At 70.9% G+C, this 15,687-nt stretch carries 12 protein-coding genes; 10 read left to right on the top strand and 2 right to left on the bottom strand.

Annotated features, from left to right (window positions below):
• Positions 1 to 89: 89 nt before the first annotated feature.
• The 8 genes from folD (at position 90) to tadA (ending at position 8,393) form a co-directional block, all read left to right on the top strand.
• Complete coding sequence (gene folD, locus Q0C12_RS00535) at positions 90 to 962, top strand: bifunctional methylenetetrahydrofolate dehydrogenase/methenyltetrahydrofolate cyclohydrolase FolD (protein WP_034211292.1); 873 nt, start codon at positions 90 to 92, stop codon at positions 960 to 962.
• A 28-nt stretch (positions 963 to 990) separates the two neighbouring features.
• Positions 991 to 1,869, top strand: coding sequence for a TRAP transporter TatT component family protein (locus tag Q0C12_RS00530; protein ID WP_290884682.1), 879 nt, complete (start codon positions 991 to 993; stop codon positions 1,867 to 1,869).
• 13 nt (positions 1,870 to 1,882) lie between these two features.
• Positions 1,883 to 2,884: a TRAP transporter substrate-binding protein DctP gene (gene dctP, locus Q0C12_RS00525; protein ID WP_290884679.1), complete on the top strand. Its 1,002-nt coding sequence runs from the start codon at positions 1,883 to 1,885 to the stop codon at positions 2,882 to 2,884.
• On the top strand, positions 2,884 to 3,378 hold the full coding sequence (locus Q0C12_RS00520; protein ID WP_290884676.1) for a TRAP transporter small permease: 495 nt from the start codon (positions 2,884 to 2,886) through the stop codon (positions 3,376 to 3,378). The genes dctP and Q0C12_RS00520 overlap by 1 nt, the downstream gene beginning before the upstream one ends.
• Positions 3,375 to 4,655, top strand: a complete 1,281-nt coding sequence (locus Q0C12_RS00515) for a TRAP transporter large permease subunit (protein WP_290884673.1) — start codon at positions 3,375 to 3,377, stop codon at positions 4,653 to 4,655. The genes Q0C12_RS00520 and Q0C12_RS00515 overlap by 4 nt, the downstream gene beginning before the upstream one ends.
• Positions 4,656 to 4,735: 80 nt before the next feature.
• Complete coding sequence (gene guaB / locus Q0C12_RS00510; RefSeq protein ID WP_290884670.1) at positions 4,736 to 6,193, top strand: IMP dehydrogenase; 1,458 nt, start codon at positions 4,736 to 4,738, stop codon at positions 6,191 to 6,193.
• A 134-nt stretch (positions 6,194 to 6,327) separates the two neighbouring features.
• A complete protein-coding gene (gene guaA, locus Q0C12_RS00505) occupies positions 6,328 to 7,896 on the top strand; it encodes a glutamine-hydrolyzing GMP synthase (RefSeq protein ID WP_290884667.1) in 1,569 nt (522 codons plus the stop codon).
• A gap of 11 nt (positions 7,897 to 7,907) precedes the next feature.
• Positions 7,908 to 8,393, top strand: coding sequence for a tRNA adenosine(34) deaminase TadA (tadA, locus tag Q0C12_RS00500; RefSeq protein WP_290884663.1), 486 nt, complete (start codon positions 7,908 to 7,910; stop codon positions 8,391 to 8,393).
• A gap of 46 nt (positions 8,394 to 8,439) precedes the next feature.
• Here the strand turns inward: tadA and Q0C12_RS00495 are convergent, their stop codons facing one another.
• Positions 8,440 to 8,901 carry a DUF2721 domain-containing protein gene (locus Q0C12_RS00495; protein WP_290884660.1) on the bottom strand — a complete coding sequence of 154 codons (462 nt, stop codon included), beginning with the start codon at positions 8,899 to 8,901 and terminating at the stop codon, positions 8,440 to 8,442.
• 65 nt (positions 8,902 to 8,966) lie between these two features.
• On the opposite strand from Q0C12_RS00495, the gene orn reads away from it, so the two are divergent.
• Both orn and Q0C12_RS00485 read left to right on the top strand, forming a co-directional pair.
• Positions 8,967 to 9,521, top strand: a complete 555-nt coding sequence (gene orn, locus Q0C12_RS00490) for an oligoribonuclease (RefSeq protein ID WP_290884658.1) — start codon at positions 8,967 to 8,969, stop codon at positions 9,519 to 9,521.
• Positions 9,522 to 9,523: 2 nt separating this feature from the next.
• Positions 9,524 to 12,469, top strand: a complete 2,946-nt coding sequence (locus Q0C12_RS00485; RefSeq protein ID WP_290884655.1) for a ligand-binding sensor domain-containing diguanylate cyclase — start codon at positions 9,524 to 9,526, stop codon at positions 12,467 to 12,469.
• A 59-nt stretch (positions 12,470 to 12,528) separates the two neighbouring features.
• Here Q0C12_RS00485 and Q0C12_RS00480 read toward each other — a convergent pair whose 3' ends face one another.
• Entirely contained in the window at positions 12,529 to 15,636 is a 3,108-nt protein-coding gene (locus Q0C12_RS00480) for a diguanylate cyclase (protein WP_290884652.1), read from the bottom strand.
• Positions 15,637 to 15,687 lie beyond the last annotated feature (51 nt).

The following is a 15,687-nucleotide window of genomic DNA, read 5'->3' as shown; positions in this document are numbered from 1 at the left end:
GTAGCCGGGCAGGGAAGGGTTCGGGGATAATCGCACTTCGCGACCCGGACCCGCCCGCGCGGGGCCGCCCCCACTGTCCCCGGAGCGCCATGACCGCCCGCATCCTCGACGGCAAAGGCATCGCCGACGCCCTGCTCGACGACCTCGCCCGCCGGGTGCAGGCCCGAATCGCGGCCGGCAAGCCCGCCCCCGGCCTGGCCGTGGTGCTGGTGGGCCAGGACCCGGCCTCCGCCGTGTACGTGCGCAACAAGCGCCGCGCCGCCAAGAAGGTCGGCATCCGCGCCATCGACTACGACCTGCCCGCGGAGACCACCGACGCCGAATTGGCCGCGCTGATCGACCGCCTCAACGCCGACCCGGCCATCCACGGCATCCTGGTGCAGCTGCCGCTGCCCGGGAACCGCGACGCCACCTGGTTGATCCACCGCATCGACCCGCGCAAGGACGTCGACGGCTTCCACCCGGAGAACGTCGGCCACCTGGCGCTGCGCCAGTTCGGCCTGCGGCCCTGCACGCCGCGCGGCATCACCACGCTGCTGGCCTACACCGACCGGCCCGTGCGCGGGCAAAGCGCCACCATCGTTGGCGTCAGCAACCACGTCGGCCGGCCCATGGCGCTGGAGCTGCTGATCGCCGGCTGCACCACCACCAGCTGCCACAAGTTCACGCCGCGCGAGGTGCTCGAGCGCCACGTGCGCGAGGCCGACATCCTGGTGGTCGCGGTCGGCCGCCCGGGCCTGGTCCCGGGTGAATGGGTGAAACCGGGCGCGGTGGTCATCGATGTCGGCATCAATCGCCTCGACGACGGCCGGCTGGTCGGCGACGTTGGTTTCGACGCCGCCTTCGAGCGCGCCTCCTGGATCACGCCGGTGCCGGGCGGGGTGGGGCCGATGACCGTGGCCACCTTGATGCAGAACACGCTCGAGGCCGCCGACGCCTCCGATGCCACCGTCGCGTCATGATGACGCCCGAGCATCGAGACTCATGGCCATGACCCGACGCCTTGCGCCCAAGCTGCTGGTCCTGAGCGCCGCCGCGCTGTTGCTCGCCGGCTGCGCCACGCTGGTCGGCCGCGCCAGCGACCAGCTGGCGGCCCAACTGGGCAGCGCCATCACCAACAGCAACGACCCGGCCACGGTGCGCGACGGCCTGCCGGCCTACCTGCTGCTGATCGACGGCCTGGTGGAAGGCCAGGCGCCCGGTGACCGCCGCAACGCCGGCCTGCTGTTCGCCGCCGCCGAACTCAACGGCGCCTACGCCGGCAACTTCACCGGCGACGACAAGGCGCGCTCCCGCCGGCTGGCCGCCAAGGCGATGGATTACGCCCGCCGTGGCACCTGCGCGCAGGATGCGCGCCTGTGCGAGGCCATCGACGCCGACATCGGGACCTTCAACGCCGCGCTCGCGGCCGCGCCGGCCAAGGACGTCGCCGGCCACTATGCGCTGGCCGCCGCTTGGGTCGGCTTCCTGCAGGCCAACAGCGAGGACTGGGGTGCGATCGCCGATCTGCCCAAGGTGCAGGCGCTGCTGGACAAGGTGGTGGCCACCGACCCGGGCCACGCCCGCGGCATGCCGCACGTCTACCTCGGCGTCTTGCACTCGCTGCGCCCGGAGGCCATCGGCGGCCAGCCGGCGCGCGGCCGCCAGCACTTCGAGCAGGCGCAGGCGCTCTCCGGCGGCCGCAACCTCTACGCCAAGACCCTGATGGCCGAGTACTTCGCGCGCCTGCTGTTCGACCAGGCACTGCACGACCGCCTGCTGGAGGAAGTGCTGGCAGCCGACCCCGTCGAGCCCGGCTTTACGTTGATGAATGTGCTGGCCCAACAGCGCGCTGAGGCGCTGGTGGAAAGCGGCAAGGACTATTTCTGAGGATCCGCCCCTGATGCACGCCCGACTCGCCCGCGTCATGCTCGCCTTCGGGCTGGCCTTCGCCTTCGCCGCGCCGGCGGCCGCGCAGACGATCAAGATCGCCACGTTGGCGCCCGACGGCTCGGCCTGGATGCGGGAGCTGCGCGCCGCCGCCGCCGAGGTCAAGGCCGGCACCGACGGCCGCGTCGACGTCAAGTTCTACCCCGGCGGCGTGATGGGCAACGACGCCGTGGTGCTGCGCAAGATGCGCCTGGGCCAGCTGCAGGGCGGCATCCTGACCTCGAGCGAGCTGTCGCTGGTCTATCCCGACGCGCCGGTCTACAGCCTGCCGTTCCTGGTGTCGTCCTGGGACGAGATCGAGCACGTGCGCAAGACCGTCGACCCGATGCTTGCCAAGGGCTTCGAGGAGCGCGGCATCCGCATGCTGGGCGTGTCCGGCCTCGGCTTCGCCTACCTGATGGGCGACAAGCCGCTGGGAAGTTCGGGCGAGCTGGGCGGCCGCAAGCTCTGGGTGCCACAGAACGACACGGTGGCCGCGCGCATCTTCGAGATGGGCGGCGTCAGCACCATCCCGCTGCCGATCGGCGACGTGTTCACCAGCCTGCAGACGGGTCTGGTGGACACCGTGGTCAACACGCCCAGCGGCGCGGTGGTGCTGCAGTGGCACGGCAAGATGAAGCACATGGTCGACCTGCCGCTGACCTTCGTGGTCGGCTACCTGGTGGTGGACGACAAGGCCTGGAAGAAGATCGCCCCGGCCGACCAGGCGGTGCTGTCCAAGGCCTTCGCCGAGGCCGGCCGGCGCATGGACGTGAACACCCGCCGCGACGACGCCGCGGCGCTAGAGGCGATGAAGAAGCAGGGCCTGAAGGTGTCGCCGATGGATCCGGCCGAGGCCCGCCGCTGGCAGGCGCTAGGCGCGAAGCTGGTCACCGAGCTGGAGGCGCAGCAGAAGATTTCGCCCGAAGTCCTTGCCGCGGTGCGCCGCGCGCTGGCCGAGTACCGGGCGCGCTGATGCTCCAGCGCTGGCTGGGCCGCCTGCACCGGGTCGAGGACGCGCTGCTGGCGAGCCTGCTGGGCGCGCTGCTGCTGCTTTCGGTCGCGCAGATAGCACTTCGGCTGGTGTTCGATTCCGGGCTCGACTGGGCCGAGCCGGTGAGCCGCGCCGGCGTCCTGTGGCTGGCGCTGCTGGGCGCGCTGGGCGCCACCCGCACCGGCAAGCACATCGCCATTGATGCGCTGCCGCGGGCGCTGCCGGCCGGCGCCCAGCGCGTGCTCTGGGTCATTGCCCAGCTGGCCGCCGCGGTGGTGGCGCTTTGGCTGGCCTGGCTCGGTTGGGGCCTGGTCGGGCTGGAACGCGAGGCACCGGTACCCTTCGTCGCCGGCATCCCGAGCTGGGTGCCGATGCTGGCGCTGCCGGTCGGCTTCGGGCTGATGGGGCTTCGCTTCCTGGTGGCCGCCGCGCTGCCGACACCGGTGCACGCCGTGATGGGCGAGGGCGGTCCATGAGCCTCGGCCTCGGGCTGGCCGTCATCCTGGTGCTGGCGGCGTTGGGCATGCCGCTGTTCGCGGTGATCGCCGCGATCGCGATGCTGGGCTTCCACCTGGCCGGCTACGACCTGATCGCCGTCACCATCGAGTTCTATCGCCTGGGCGACATGCCCGGGCTGATCGCGATTCCGCTGTTCACGCTGGCCGGCTACCTGCTGGGCGAAAGCGGCGCGCCCAAGCGCCTGGTCCGGCTGTCGAACGCGCTGCTGGGCTGGCTGCCCGGCGGACTGGCGATCGTGGCCATCGTCGCCAGCGCCTTCTTCACCGCCTTCACCGGGGCCTCGGGCGTCACCATCGTGGCGCTGGGCGCCCTGCTGTACCCGGCGCTGCGGCAGGCCGGCTACGGCGAACGCTACAGCCTGGGCCTGGTGACGGCGGCGGGCAGCCTGGGCCTGCTGTTCGCGCCCTCGCTGCCGCTGATCCTCTACGGCTTCGTGGCCGGGCAGATGGGCTCGGACCCGCCGGTGACCATCCCCGACCTGTTCCTGGCCGGACTGGTGCCGGGCCTGCTGATGGTGGCGATGCTGTCCCTGCACGCGATGTGGGTGGGGCGGGGCGTGACCCGGTCCCGGCATCGCTTCGACACCGCCGAACTGGCGCGGGCCCTGCGCGAAACGGCGTGGGAGCTGCCGCTGCCGGTGATCGTGCTGGGCGGCATCTATACCGGCGCGCTGGCGGCGAGCGAGGCAGCAGCTGTTACGGCACTTTATGTTTTAGTCGTAACTGTTTTGATTAAAAAGGAAATTAGCTTCGGAAAGCTGCCCGAAGTCATGGCTGAGTCCATGCGCCTGGTCGGCGCCATCCTGCTGATCCTCGGCGCCGCGCTGGCGCTGTCGAACTGGCTGGTGGACCAGGAGGTGCCGGCCACCCTGTTTGCCGCCCTGAGCGAGCACGTCGAGAGCCCGTGGGTCTTCCTGCTGCTGCTCAACCTGTTCCTGCTGGCGGTGGGCATGCTGCTGGACATCTTCTCGGCCGTGGTGATCCTGACCCCGCTGCTGCTGCCGGTGGCCGCCGGCTTCGGCATCCACCCGGTGCACCTGGGGGTGGTCATGCTAGCCAACCTGCAGCTGGGCTACTTCACCCCGCCGGTGGGCATGAACCTGTTCATCGCCGCCTACCGCTTCGGCAAGCCGGTGCTGGCGCTGGTGCGGGCCTGCATCCCGTTCTTCCTGGTGCTGGCCGCGGCCGTGGCCCTGATCACCTGGTGGCCCGCGCTGTCCCTCGGCCTCCTGTAGCCGGCGCCCCTACAGTGTTCTGTCCGGGGGAGGCGCGACCCGGCTATAATTGCGCGCTTCCCAATCCCCGGAGCCGCTCCATGCTGCGCATCCAGGCCGAAGCGCTGACCTTCGACGACGTATCCCTCGTTCCCGCGCACTCGGCCGTCCTGCCCAAGGACGTCAGCCTGGGCACCCAGCTCACCCGCGGCATCTCACTGAACCTGCCGATCGTGTCCGCCGCCATGGACACCGTCACCGAAGCGCGCCTGGCCATCGCCATGGCCCAGCTCGGCGGCATCGGCATCATCCACAAGAACATGTCGGTGCAGCAGCAGGCCGCGCACGTCGCCCAGGTGAAGAATTTCGAGGCCGGCGTGATCCGCGAGCCCTTCACCGTCGGCCCGGATACCACCATCGGCGAAGTGCTCCGCCTCACCCGTGCCCGCAACATCTCCGGCGTGCCGGTGGTGGACGGCGGCCAGCTCGTGGGCCTGGTCACCAGCCGCGACATGCGCTTCGAGAAGAAGCTCGACGATCCGGTCCGCAACATCATGACCCGCAAGGACAAGCTGGTGACGGTGCGCGAAGGCGCCTCCGACGACGAAGTCCTGCAGCTGATGCACAAGTACCGCATCGAGAAGGTGCTGGTGGTGGACGACAGCTTCGCGCTGCGCGGCCTGATCACCGTCAAGGATATCCAGAAGGCGCGCGACAACCCGTTCGCCGCCAAGGACGCCGACGAGCAGCTGCTGGTCGGCGCCGCGGTCGGCGTCGGCGGCGACACCGAGGCGCGCATCGCCGCACTGGCGGCGGCCGGCGTGGACGTGGTGGTGGTGGACACCGCCCATGGCCACTCGCAGGGCGTCATCGACCGTGTGGCCTGGGTCAAGAAGAACTTCCCGAACCTGCAGGTCATCGGCGGCAACATCGTCACCGGCGACGCCGCGCTGGCGTTGTTCGACGCCGGTGCCGACGCGGTGAAGGTCGGCGTGGGCCCCGGCTCCATCTGCACCACCCGCATCGTCGCCGGCGTCGGCGTGCCGCAGATCACCGCGGTGGGCATGGTCGCCGAGGCGCTCAAGGGCCGCATCCCCCTGATCGCCGACGGCGGCATCCGCTACTCGGGCGACATCGCCAAGGCCCTGGTGGCCGGCGCCAGCACCATCATGATCGGCGGCCTGTTCGCCGGCACCGAGGAGGCCCCGGGCGAGGTCGAGCTGTTCCAGGGCCGCAGCTACAAGAGCTACCGCGGCATGGGCTCGCTGGGCGCGATGGAGCAGGGCAGCAAGGACCGCTACTTCCAGGACGCCTCCGACGCCGACAAGCTGGTGCCGGAAGGCATCGAAGGCCGCGTGCCCTACCGCGGCCTGCTGCGCAACATCGTGCACCAGCTCGCCGGCGGCATCCGCGCCTCGATGGGCTACGTCGGCTGCGCGACCATCGAGGAGATGCGCACGCGGCCGAAGTTCGTCCGCGTCACCAATGCCGGCACGCGCGAGGCGCATGTGCATGATGTTCAGATCACGAAGGAACCGCCCAATTACCGGATGGGTTGAAGGGTGGGGGCTGGAAACTAGGAACTAGGAACTAGGAACTAGGAACTAGTAAAGGCGCAACTCGCGCTGACCCCACCATCGCGACCTTCCCGCTCTTACTAGTTCCTATTTCCTCTTCACTAGTTCCTGCCCTAATGACCGACATCCACAGCGACAAGATCCTGATCCTAGACTTCGGCGCGCAATACACGCAGCTGATCGCCCGCCGGATCCGCGAATTCGGCGTCTACTGCGAGATCTGGGCCTGGGACCACGACCCGGCCGAGATCGCGAAGTACGCGCCCAAGGGCATCATCCTCTCGGGTGGCCCGGAGTCCACGGTCGAGGCCGGCTCGCCGCGCGCGCCCAAGGAAGTGTTCGAGGCCGGCGTGCCGATCCTGGGCATCTGCTACGGCATGCAGACGATGGCGATGCAGCTTGGCGGCCAGGTCGAAGCCGGCCACCACCGCGAGTTCGGCTATGCCGAGGTCGAGGTGGTCGCGCAGTGCGGCCTGCTCGATGACCTCAAGGACCACGCCGGCAGCCCGCCGCGGCTGGACGTGTGGATGAGCCACGGCGACCGCGTCACCGCGATCCCGCCGGGCTTCCAGGTCACGGCTCGCACCGGCGCGGTGCCCATCATCGCCATGGGCGACGACGCGCGCCGCTGGTACGGCGTGCAGTTCCACCCCGAGGTCACCCACACCAAGTCGGGCGAGCAGATGCTGCGCCGCTTCGCGGTGGACATCTGCGGCTGCGACACGCTGTGGACCGCGGCCAACATCATCGAAGACCAGATCGAGCGCGTGCGCGCGCAGATCGGCGAGGGCAACGTGCTGCTGGGCCTGTCCGGCGGCGTCGATTCCTCGGTGGTCGCGGCGCTGCTGCACAAGGCCATCGGCCCGCGCCTGACCTGCGTGTTCGTGGACACCGGCCTGCTGCGCTGGCAGGAGGGCGACCAGGTGATGGCGATGTTCGCCGAGCACATGGGCGTGAAGGTGATCCGCGTGAACGCGGCCGACCGCTATTTCGCCGCGCTCAAGGGCGTCGACGAGCCCGAGGCCAAGCGCAAGATCATCGGCCGCCTGTTCGTCGAGATCTTCGACGAGGAAGCCGCCAAGCTCGAGAACATCCAGTGGCTGGCGCAGGGCACGATCTACCCCGACGTGATCGAGTCGGCCGGCAGCAAGACCGGCAAGGCCCACGTCATCAAGAGCCACCACAACGTCGGCGGCCTGCCCGAGCACATGAAGCTCGGCCTCGTGGAGCCGCTGCGCGAGCTGTTCAAGGACGAGGTCCGCCGCATCGGCGTCGAGCTCGGCCTGCCGCGCGAGATGGTCTACCGGCATCCGTTCCCGGGCCCCGGCCTGGGCGTGCGCATCCTGGGCGAGGTCAAGCCCGAGTACGCCGAGCTGCTGGCGAGGGCCGATGCGATCTTCATCGACGAGCTGCGCAAGTCGGGCTGGTACGACAAGACCAGCCAGGCCTTCGCGGTGTTCCTGCCGGTGAAGTCGGTGGGCGTGGTTGGCGACGCCCGCGCCTACGAGTGGGTGATCGCCCTGCGCGCGGTGGAGACGGTCGACTTCATGACCGCCCACTGGGCCCACCTTCCCTACGAGCTCCTGGACGACTGCTCCCGCCGCATCATCAACGAACTGCGCGGCGTCTCCCGCGTCGTCTACGACATCAGCGGCAAGCCTCCCGCCACCATCGAGTGGGAATGACGGGACGGGCCATGGTCCGCGCCGACGAAGAATGGATGCAGCAGGCGCTCGCGCTGGCCGACAAGGCCGAGCGGGAGCATGACGAGGTGCCCGTGGCCGCGCTCGTGGTCGGACCGGACGGCGCGCTGCTGGCCGAGGGTTTCAACCGGAACATCGGCGAGTGCGATCCGAGCGCGCACGCCGAGATCGTCGCCATGCGCGAGGCCGGCCGCCAGCTTGGCAACCACCGGCTGCTCGGCTGCACTCTGTACGTGACGCTGGAGCCCTGCGCAATGTGCGCCATGGCGATGGTGCATGCCCGTGTCGCCCGCGTGGTGTTCGGCGCCCGCGACCCCAAGACCGGCGCCGCCGGCAGCGTCTTCGACCTGCTAGAAGACCCGCGCCACAACCACCGTGTGGCGGTGCAGGGTGGCGTGCTCGGCGACGAAGCCGGGGCCCGGCTGACGAACTACTTCCGCCGCAAGCGCGGCAAGGGCCAGCCAGGCGGCACAGGCTAGCCGGGCAACGGCCGCGGCAAGCGCGCGCGGGCCGGCGCCGCCGGGCTCAGCGCCGCCGACGAGCCAGTTCGGCGTCGAGTTCCCGGTCGAAGCTGCGCACCGACAGCACCACTTCGCGCCCCAGGTTCACGCTGGCCACCAGCAGGCCGATCACGCCCACCACCGCCAGGCCGGTGGGCAGGTAGGGCAGGCGGAAACCCGCGAACGCATCCACCGCCAGCGCCAGGCTGGTGCCTACGAAGGCGCACAGCCCGAGGTAGAGCATCTGGCAGGCCTTGAGCACCAGGTGGGCGCGGCGGCGGTGCCGCGCGATCTGGGCCTCCAGCTCGGGCCGGCTCATCTCGTCGCCGCCCTCGAGCGAGGCGATGATCGAACGGAGCCGGTCAACCACCCGGGCCAGCCGGTTGTTGGCCGAGATCAGCAGCGAGCCGGTGGCCGCCATCAGCAGCGCTGGCGCCAGCATCGAGGTGAGGATGCGGTAATGGTCCAGGGCGTCCTGCGGGTTCACGGCGTCATCTCGGGCGGGGCAGGGCTGAAGTATGATGCGGCCATCCCCACTGCCGCCAGCCGCGCATGCCCAGCCACGAGCAGAACCTGATCTGGATCGACCTGGAGATGACCGGCCTGGATCCGGATACGGACACGATCCTCGAGATCGCGACCCTCGTCACCGACAGCCAGCTCAACGTGCTCGCCGAGGGTCCTGAACTCGCCATCCGCCACCCGCTGGCGCGGCTCGAGGCCATGGACGACTGGAACCGCAACACCCATTCACGCTCGGGCCTGTGGCAGCGCGTGCTCGACAGCGAGGTGGACCTGGCCCGGGCCGAGGCGCTGACGGTGGAGTTCCTTACCCACTGGGTGCCGGCCGGCAAGTCGCCGATCTGCGGCAACTCCATCGGCCAGGACCGCCGCTTCCTGGTGCGGCACATGCCCCGGCTCGAGCGCTATTTCCACTATCGCAACCTCGATGTCTCGACCCTCAAGGAGCTCGCGCGCCGCTGGGCGCCGGACGTGCTGGCCAGCTTCAGCAAGGTTGGCGCGCACACTGCGCTGTCCGACATCCGCGAGTCGGTGAAGGAGCTGGCGCACTACCGCCAGCACATGGGCAAGCTGGGCGGGCTCTGACCATGCGCGCCCTTGCCCGCATCCTGGCAGCGACGCTGCTGCTGGTGGCCGCCCCGGCCGCGATGGCCCAGGCGCAGGAGCAGAAGGCGCTGGATGCCTACGCACGCGAAGTGTGGACCACCCGCGACGGCCTGCCGCACAACCAGGTCAACTCGATCGCGCAGACGCCCGAGGGCTACCTGTGGTTCGCGACCTGGGAAGGCGTGGTGCGCTACAACGGCCAGGAGTTCCGCAGCTTCGGCCGCAACAACGTGCCGGCGCTGCAGGACAGCGGCATCCGCGCGGTCAGCGTCGGGCCCACCGGCAGCCTGGTGGTGTCCACTTCGCGCGGCGGCGTCAGCGTGCTGCGCGGCGAGGAATGGACCACCTACACCACGAAGCAAGGCCTGGCGCAGGACGAGACCTTCGCGGCGATCGAGGACCGCAACGGCCGCATCTGGGTGGCTTCCGAAAGCCGCGGCGTCACCCGGCTCGATCCCGAAGGCGCGACCCTCTTCAACACCGGCAATGGCCTGGGCTCGGACGTCGGCTACGCCATCGTCGAGGACGGCTCCGGCGCGATCTGGACCGCCACCGGCCTCGGCGTCGCGCGCATCGAGGGCGACCGCGTCCAGAACTTCAGCATCGACGCCGGCCTGCCGGCGGGCGCGGTGTTCAGCCTGGCGCTGGCGCCCGACGGCCAGCTGTACGTCGGCACCGAAGAGGGCCTGTACAAGGGCCGCGGCGGCCGCTTCGAACCGGTCGGCGCCGGGTTCCCGGCGGTGGCGGTGGCCAGCCTGCAGGTGGACCAGCAGGGCAGCCTGTGGATCGGCACGGTCAGCCGCGGCCTGTTCCGGCTCGGCGACCGTGGGCTCGAGCACTTCGATGTCTCCGACGGCTTGCCCAACAACCGCGTCGCTTCACTGTTCGCCGACCGCGAGGGCAGCCTGTGGGTGGGCACCAATGCCGGCCTGATGCGCTTCGCCGACACGCCCTTCGTCACCATCGACAGCCACCAGGGGCTGGCCGATGACTACGTACGCGCGCTGCTGCAAACCCGCGAGGGAGAAATCCTGATCGGCACCAGCCGCGGCATGGACCGCTGGCGCGACGAGCAGGTCACCAATTCTCCGGAACTCTCCGCGCACTCGGTGCTGAGCATCGCCCAGGACCAGGCCGGCGACATCTGGATGGGCACCTATTCCACCGGCCTGCTGCGCTGGCGCGACGGCGTGCTGCTCGAGCAGATGACGGCCGGCGACGGCCTGCCGGCGAACCAGGTGCGCGCCGTGCACGAGAGCCGCGACGGCACGCTTTGGATCGGCACCTCGCGCGGCCTGCTGCGGCGCAAGGACGGCACCAGCCTCGTGCTGGGCGAGAAGGACGGGCTGCCGCGCGAGTTCGTGCTCAGCCTGTTCGAGGCCTCCGACGACAGCCTCTGGGTCGGCACGTCCAACGGCGCCGGCCGCATCCGCGGCGACGAGATCACCGCGGTCGACCTGTCGGCGATGGACGGCGCCCAGGACGTGTTCGGCATGCACGAGGACCCCGACGGCACGCTTTGGTTCGCCACCGACCGCGGCCTGGTGCGGCGCCTGCGCAGCGGCGAACTGAGCATCGTCGGTGGCCGACAGGGGCTGCCGGTGGACGCGGTGTTCCAGGTGGTCGTCGACAGCTACGGCAATTTCTGGCTCAGCTCCAACGCCGGCGTGGTGTACATCCGCCGCGACGACATGGAGGCGGTGGCCAATGGCACCGGTGATCGCCTGGACTACCAGCAGTTCGCCGAAGCCGACGGCATGGGCAGCGCCCAGTGCAACGGTGGCGCTGGCCCGGCCGCGCTGCGCGCCACCGACGGCAGCATCTGGGTCGCCACCGCCAAGGGCGTGGCCGTGGTCCAGCCCGACCAGCTGCCGCGCTACCAGCTGGCGCCGCCGCCGGTGGTGATCGAAGGCCTGCGCGTGGACGACGCCAGCACCAGCGCCACCGGCAGCCTGGTGCTGCCGCCCGGCACCCGCAAGCTCGAGCTCGACTACGTGAGCCTGAGCTACCGCACGCCCGAGCAGATCCGCTACCGCTACCGGCTCGAAGGCTTCGACAACGGCTGGGTCGAGCGCAACACCCGCCGCAATGCGCAGTACACCAACCTGCCGCCGGGCCAGTACCGCTTCCAGGTCAGCGCCGCCCAGCGCGGCAGCGGCTGGAGCCCGGAAACGGCCTCGGTCAACTTCGAGATCCAGCCGCGCTTCTACCAGCGGGCCTGGTTCCTGCCGGTGGCGGGCTCGCTGCTGGCGCTGTTCCTGTACTCGCTGTACCGCGCCCGGGTGAACCAGCTCAAGGCGCGCGAGGCGCAGCTCAGCCGCATCGTCGACGATCGCACGCGGGCGCTGAGCGAGAAGAACGGCGAGCTCGAGCTCAAGAACGAGACCATCCGCAAGCAGTCCGAGGTGTTCGAGCTGCTCTCGCGCACCGACGCGCTGACCGGCCTGCCGAACCGCCGAAGCATGGACGAAGGCCTGGCCCGGGCCTACCAGGACGCCGTGGCGAACGACCAGCCGCTGTGCTTTGGCCTGCTGGACATCGACCACTTCAAGCGCATCAACGACGGCTACTCGCACGACGTCGGCGACGAGGCCCTCCGGCGCGTCGCGCGGGCCATGATCAAGCAGGTGGCGAAGCACCCGGTGGCGGGCTGGACCACCGAACAGCGGGTGGCGCGCTGGGGCGGCGAAGAGTTCGCGCTGCTGTTCCCCGGCGCAGGCCCGGACGAAGCGGCGGCGGTGGCCGAGCAGCTGCGGGCGGCGATCGAGGCGATCGACTGCAGCGACTTCGCGGCGGGCCTGAAGATCACGGCCAGCATCGGCCTGTGCGAGCGTACCGGGCTGGGCCACCACGAGCGCCTGGTCACGCACGCCGACGAGCGCCTGTACGAAGCCAAGCGCGCGGGCAGGAATCGCGTCAGCCGCTGACGCAGGCGAGCCACGCGGCGGTGGCGCGGCCCACCGGCGAACCGGCCGGGCGTAAACCGTCAGCGCGCGGGGAAGCGGGGCGCCGTCGGCGTCGAGTGCAACACCCGCACGCTGCCGGGTGCCAGCGCTTCCGGCGCTTGCCCCATCAGCAGCGCCTCCAGCCCCATCGGCCCCAGCGCGGTGCCCGGCGCCAGCCCGACCCAGGCGTTCTTCCCGGCGGCCTTGGCCGCGTAAAGCGCACGGTCGGCCAGGGCCACGCTCTGCTCCCAGTCGCCGACCACCGCATGGCGGGCCGAGAACGGCCAGGGCGCGAAGCCGATCGAGCAGGTGACCGACAGCGACAGCCCCGAGGGCAGCACGAAGGGCTGGTCGGCGATCACGCGGCGGATGCGCTCGGCCACGGCCGGCGCATCGTGCATGTGCAGCTCGCGCAGCATCCACAGGAACTCCTCGCCGCCCCAGCGCACCACCACGTCGTGGCCGCGGCTCAGGCTGCTCAGGCGCGCCGCGAAGGCCACCAGGACCTCGTCGCCGACCGGGTGCCCGTGCTTGTCGTTGACCGGCTTGAAGTCGTCGATGTCGATCATGAAGAACACCAGCCCGCCGCGATCGTCGCCGGCGGCGGCGGCCTCGCGCACGATTTGCAGGCCTTCGCGCGACAGCCACTGCTGCAGGTCGCGGCGGTTGGACACGTGCGTGAGCGGATCGGTGCGGGTGGCGACCTCGAGCTCCCGGTTGTTCGCCTGCAGCTGGCGGTTGGCGCGCTCGAGTTCGGCCGTGCGCTCGGCCACGGTGCGGTGGAGCAGGGCGATGCGCGCTTCGCGCTCGCGGCTCCGGGCGCCGATGCGCGAGTAACCCCAGCCCAGCAGCGCGAAACCGAGCAGGACATACCCGAGGTAGGCGAGGGGATGGCGCCAGATGGGCGGTGGTACCTCCAACATTAGCGTTCGCGCCGGGCCGAAACGGCCGTCGCGGCCGGCGGCCGCCAGCTCCAGCGGGTAGTCGCCGGGGGCGAGGTGGCTGAGCATCAGCTCGGCCTGGGGGCCGCGCGTGCGCACCCAGTCGTCGTGGATGCCGCCGATGCGATAGCGCAGCCGCGCGGCCGCGGGGGCCGAGAAATCGATCGCCACCAGGTCGATCGCCAGCACTGCGTCGCGCGGATCGAGGGCCACGCGATCGGCGTAGAGCGTGTCGAAGCGCCGGCCGTCGGGCGCGGGCGCGCCGCCCCGGCGCACGCCGATCACCTGCAGCCCGGCGACCACCGGGGTCGCCGGCGGGCTGGTGAACTCCAGCGCGTCGGGATCGACCACGTCCAGGCCCTCGGTGCCGCCGAAGAACAGGTGGCCTTCGGCATCCACCCATCCGGCGCCGCTGTTGTATTCGCGGTTGCCCAGCCCGTCCCCTGGACCCAATGGCTGGATCACGCCGCTGGCGGGATCGAGCACGTTCAGGCCGTTGTTCGTGCTCAGCCACAGCCGCCCGCGGCGGTCTGGCAGGATGCGGTAGATGACGTCGTTCGAGAGCCCGTCGGCGCTGGTGTAGACGCGCACCGCGTCGTCGTCGCGGTCAAGCCGCAGCAGGCCGCCGGCGAAGGTACCGACCCAGTAGGCGTCCGGGCTGGCATGCAGCGACCAGATCGAGTTGTGCGGCAGACGGCCGTTGCCCGGATGCAGGTGCTCCAGCCGGCCGTCGGGCCAGAGCCGGTAAAGACCGCGCTCGTTGCTGCCGATCCAGAGCCGGCCGCGCACGTCGCGCTTGAGGCTGGTGAGGAATTCGCCGGCCAGTTCGGGCGGCACGCCGGCCGACGTCAGCACGCCGTCGCGCACGTGCGCCAGCCCGCCGCGGGTGGCGATCCAGACGTCGGCGCCTTCGACCAGCAGGTCGGTCACGCGCGGGTCGGGCAGGGGCGAGTGCGGGCGGGCCTTGCCCTCCGCATCCATGCGCCACAGGCCGCGATGCGTGCCCAGCCACCAGCCGCCGTCCGCCGCCGCGGCGATCGCACGAATCGAGGTGTTGCCCAGTTCGGGTACGCCACGCCAGGGCGCATCCGGCGCCGGACGCCAGGCCAGGCCGGCATCGGTGCCCACCAGTTCGACACCGTCGCGGCGCCAGACCGAGCGCACGCTGCGGACTGGCCAGGCGGCGATATCGCCGGGCGTGACCAGGTCGCGCCGGATCGCCGCGGACAGCGGGCGGCCCCGGAACAGGCCGCGGGTGTGGGTGCCGATCCAGAGCACACCATCGCGGTCCTGGGTGAGCACCTGGACGGCCCCTTCGATGCGCTGGTCGAAGGCCAGGCGCTGCGCACCGCCGTCGCCGCGCACGTCCAGCCGCAGCACGCTACCGTCGTCGTGGCCCAGCAGGAGTTCACCGCCCGGCCGCTGCAGCAGGCTGGTGACGCTGGCGCCCGCCGGCGCGACCCCGGCGGTGGCGAATCGCTGCAGCAGGTTGCCGCCGGGCGAGGCCAGCACGACGTCACCCTGGGCCGTGGCGAGCCAGAGCCCTTCGGCCGAGCCCTGCAGGGCGACGCAATCGGCCAGCCCCTCGGCGAGCGGCGGCAGCGGGTCGATGCGCTTGGGCCACAGCCGCCACAAGCGGCAGTCCGCCCCCAGCGCGTAGGGGTCGCCGCCGGCCCGGGCCATGGCGACGATGCGGACATCGACCGCCAGGGTTTGCGCACCCGACAGCCCGGCGTCCACGTAATCAATGCCGCGCTCGGTGCCTAGCCACGCGCCGGCATCGCCGTCCACCAGCAACTCGCCCACGGTCGGGTGCGAGAGGCCTTGGCCAGTGCCCAGGCGCAGGCGCTGCCCGGAACGCAGGTCGAGGACTTCCAGGCCGGCATCATTGGTGCCGATCCACAGGCGGTCGCGACCGTCGTGGGCGAGGGTGTCCACGCTGCTGCTGACCGGGCCGGCCTCCTGGTCGGGCCGGCGGCGCTGGACCACGAAGCGCTGGCCGTCGAAGCGGTTCAGGCCCTCTTGGGTGCCGATCCAGAGGAAGCCGGTGTCGTCCTGCACGATCGAGGTGACCGACAGCTGCGACAGCCCCTCGTCGAGGCCGTAGCGCTCGAGGCTGAGGAACGGGGGGCGGGGCTCGAGGGCCAACGCCGGGGCCAGCGCCAGCCCGCCGGCCAGGATCATCGCCATCCGGTGCCGCTTTCGCATGCCTCCGTCGCCCCGTGTCGGGGTTTCGGGCCCCGTTCGCACGAGTATGCC

Source organism: Arenimonas sp. (assembly GCF_022842045.1).
Classification (GTDB): Bacteria; Pseudomonadota; Gammaproteobacteria; order Xanthomonadales; family Xanthomonadaceae; genus Arenimonas.
This window is presented reverse-complemented; position numbering and strand designations above follow the sequence as displayed.

Coding starts and splice junctions, on each gene's coding strand:
- Q0C12_RS00485 (WP_290884655.1), top strand. CDS start 9,524: ATGCGCGCCCTTGCCCGCATCCTGGCAGCGACGCTGCTGCTGGTGGCC.
- Q0C12_RS00480 (WP_290884652.1), bottom strand. CDS start 15,636: ATGCGAAAGCGGCACCGGATGGCGATGATCCTGGCCGGCGGGCTGGCG.
- orn (WP_290884658.1), top strand. CDS start 8,967: ATGCCCAGCCACGAGCAGAACCTGATCTGGATCGACCTGGAGATGACC.
- Q0C12_RS00530 (WP_290884682.1), top strand. CDS start 991: ATGACCCGACGCCTTGCGCCCAAGCTGCTGGTCCTGAGCGCCGCCGCG.
- guaA (WP_290884667.1), top strand. CDS start 6,328: ATGACCGACATCCACAGCGACAAGATCCTGATCCTAGACTTCGGCGCG.
- Q0C12_RS00515 (WP_290884673.1), top strand. CDS start 3,375: ATGAGCCTCGGCCTCGGGCTGGCCGTCATCCTGGTGCTGGCGGCGTTG.
- Q0C12_RS00520 (WP_290884676.1), top strand. CDS start 2,884: ATGCTCCAGCGCTGGCTGGGCCGCCTGCACCGGGTCGAGGACGCGCTG.
- guaB (WP_290884670.1), top strand. CDS start 4,736: ATGCTGCGCATCCAGGCCGAAGCGCTGACCTTCGACGACGTATCCCTC.
- tadA (WP_290884663.1), top strand. CDS start 7,908: ATGGTCCGCGCCGACGAAGAATGGATGCAGCAGGCGCTCGCGCTGGCC.
- folD (WP_034211292.1), top strand. CDS start 90: ATGACCGCCCGCATCCTCGACGGCAAAGGCATCGCCGACGCCCTGCTC.
- dctP (WP_290884679.1), top strand. CDS start 1,883: ATGCACGCCCGACTCGCCCGCGTCATGCTCGCCTTCGGGCTGGCCTTC.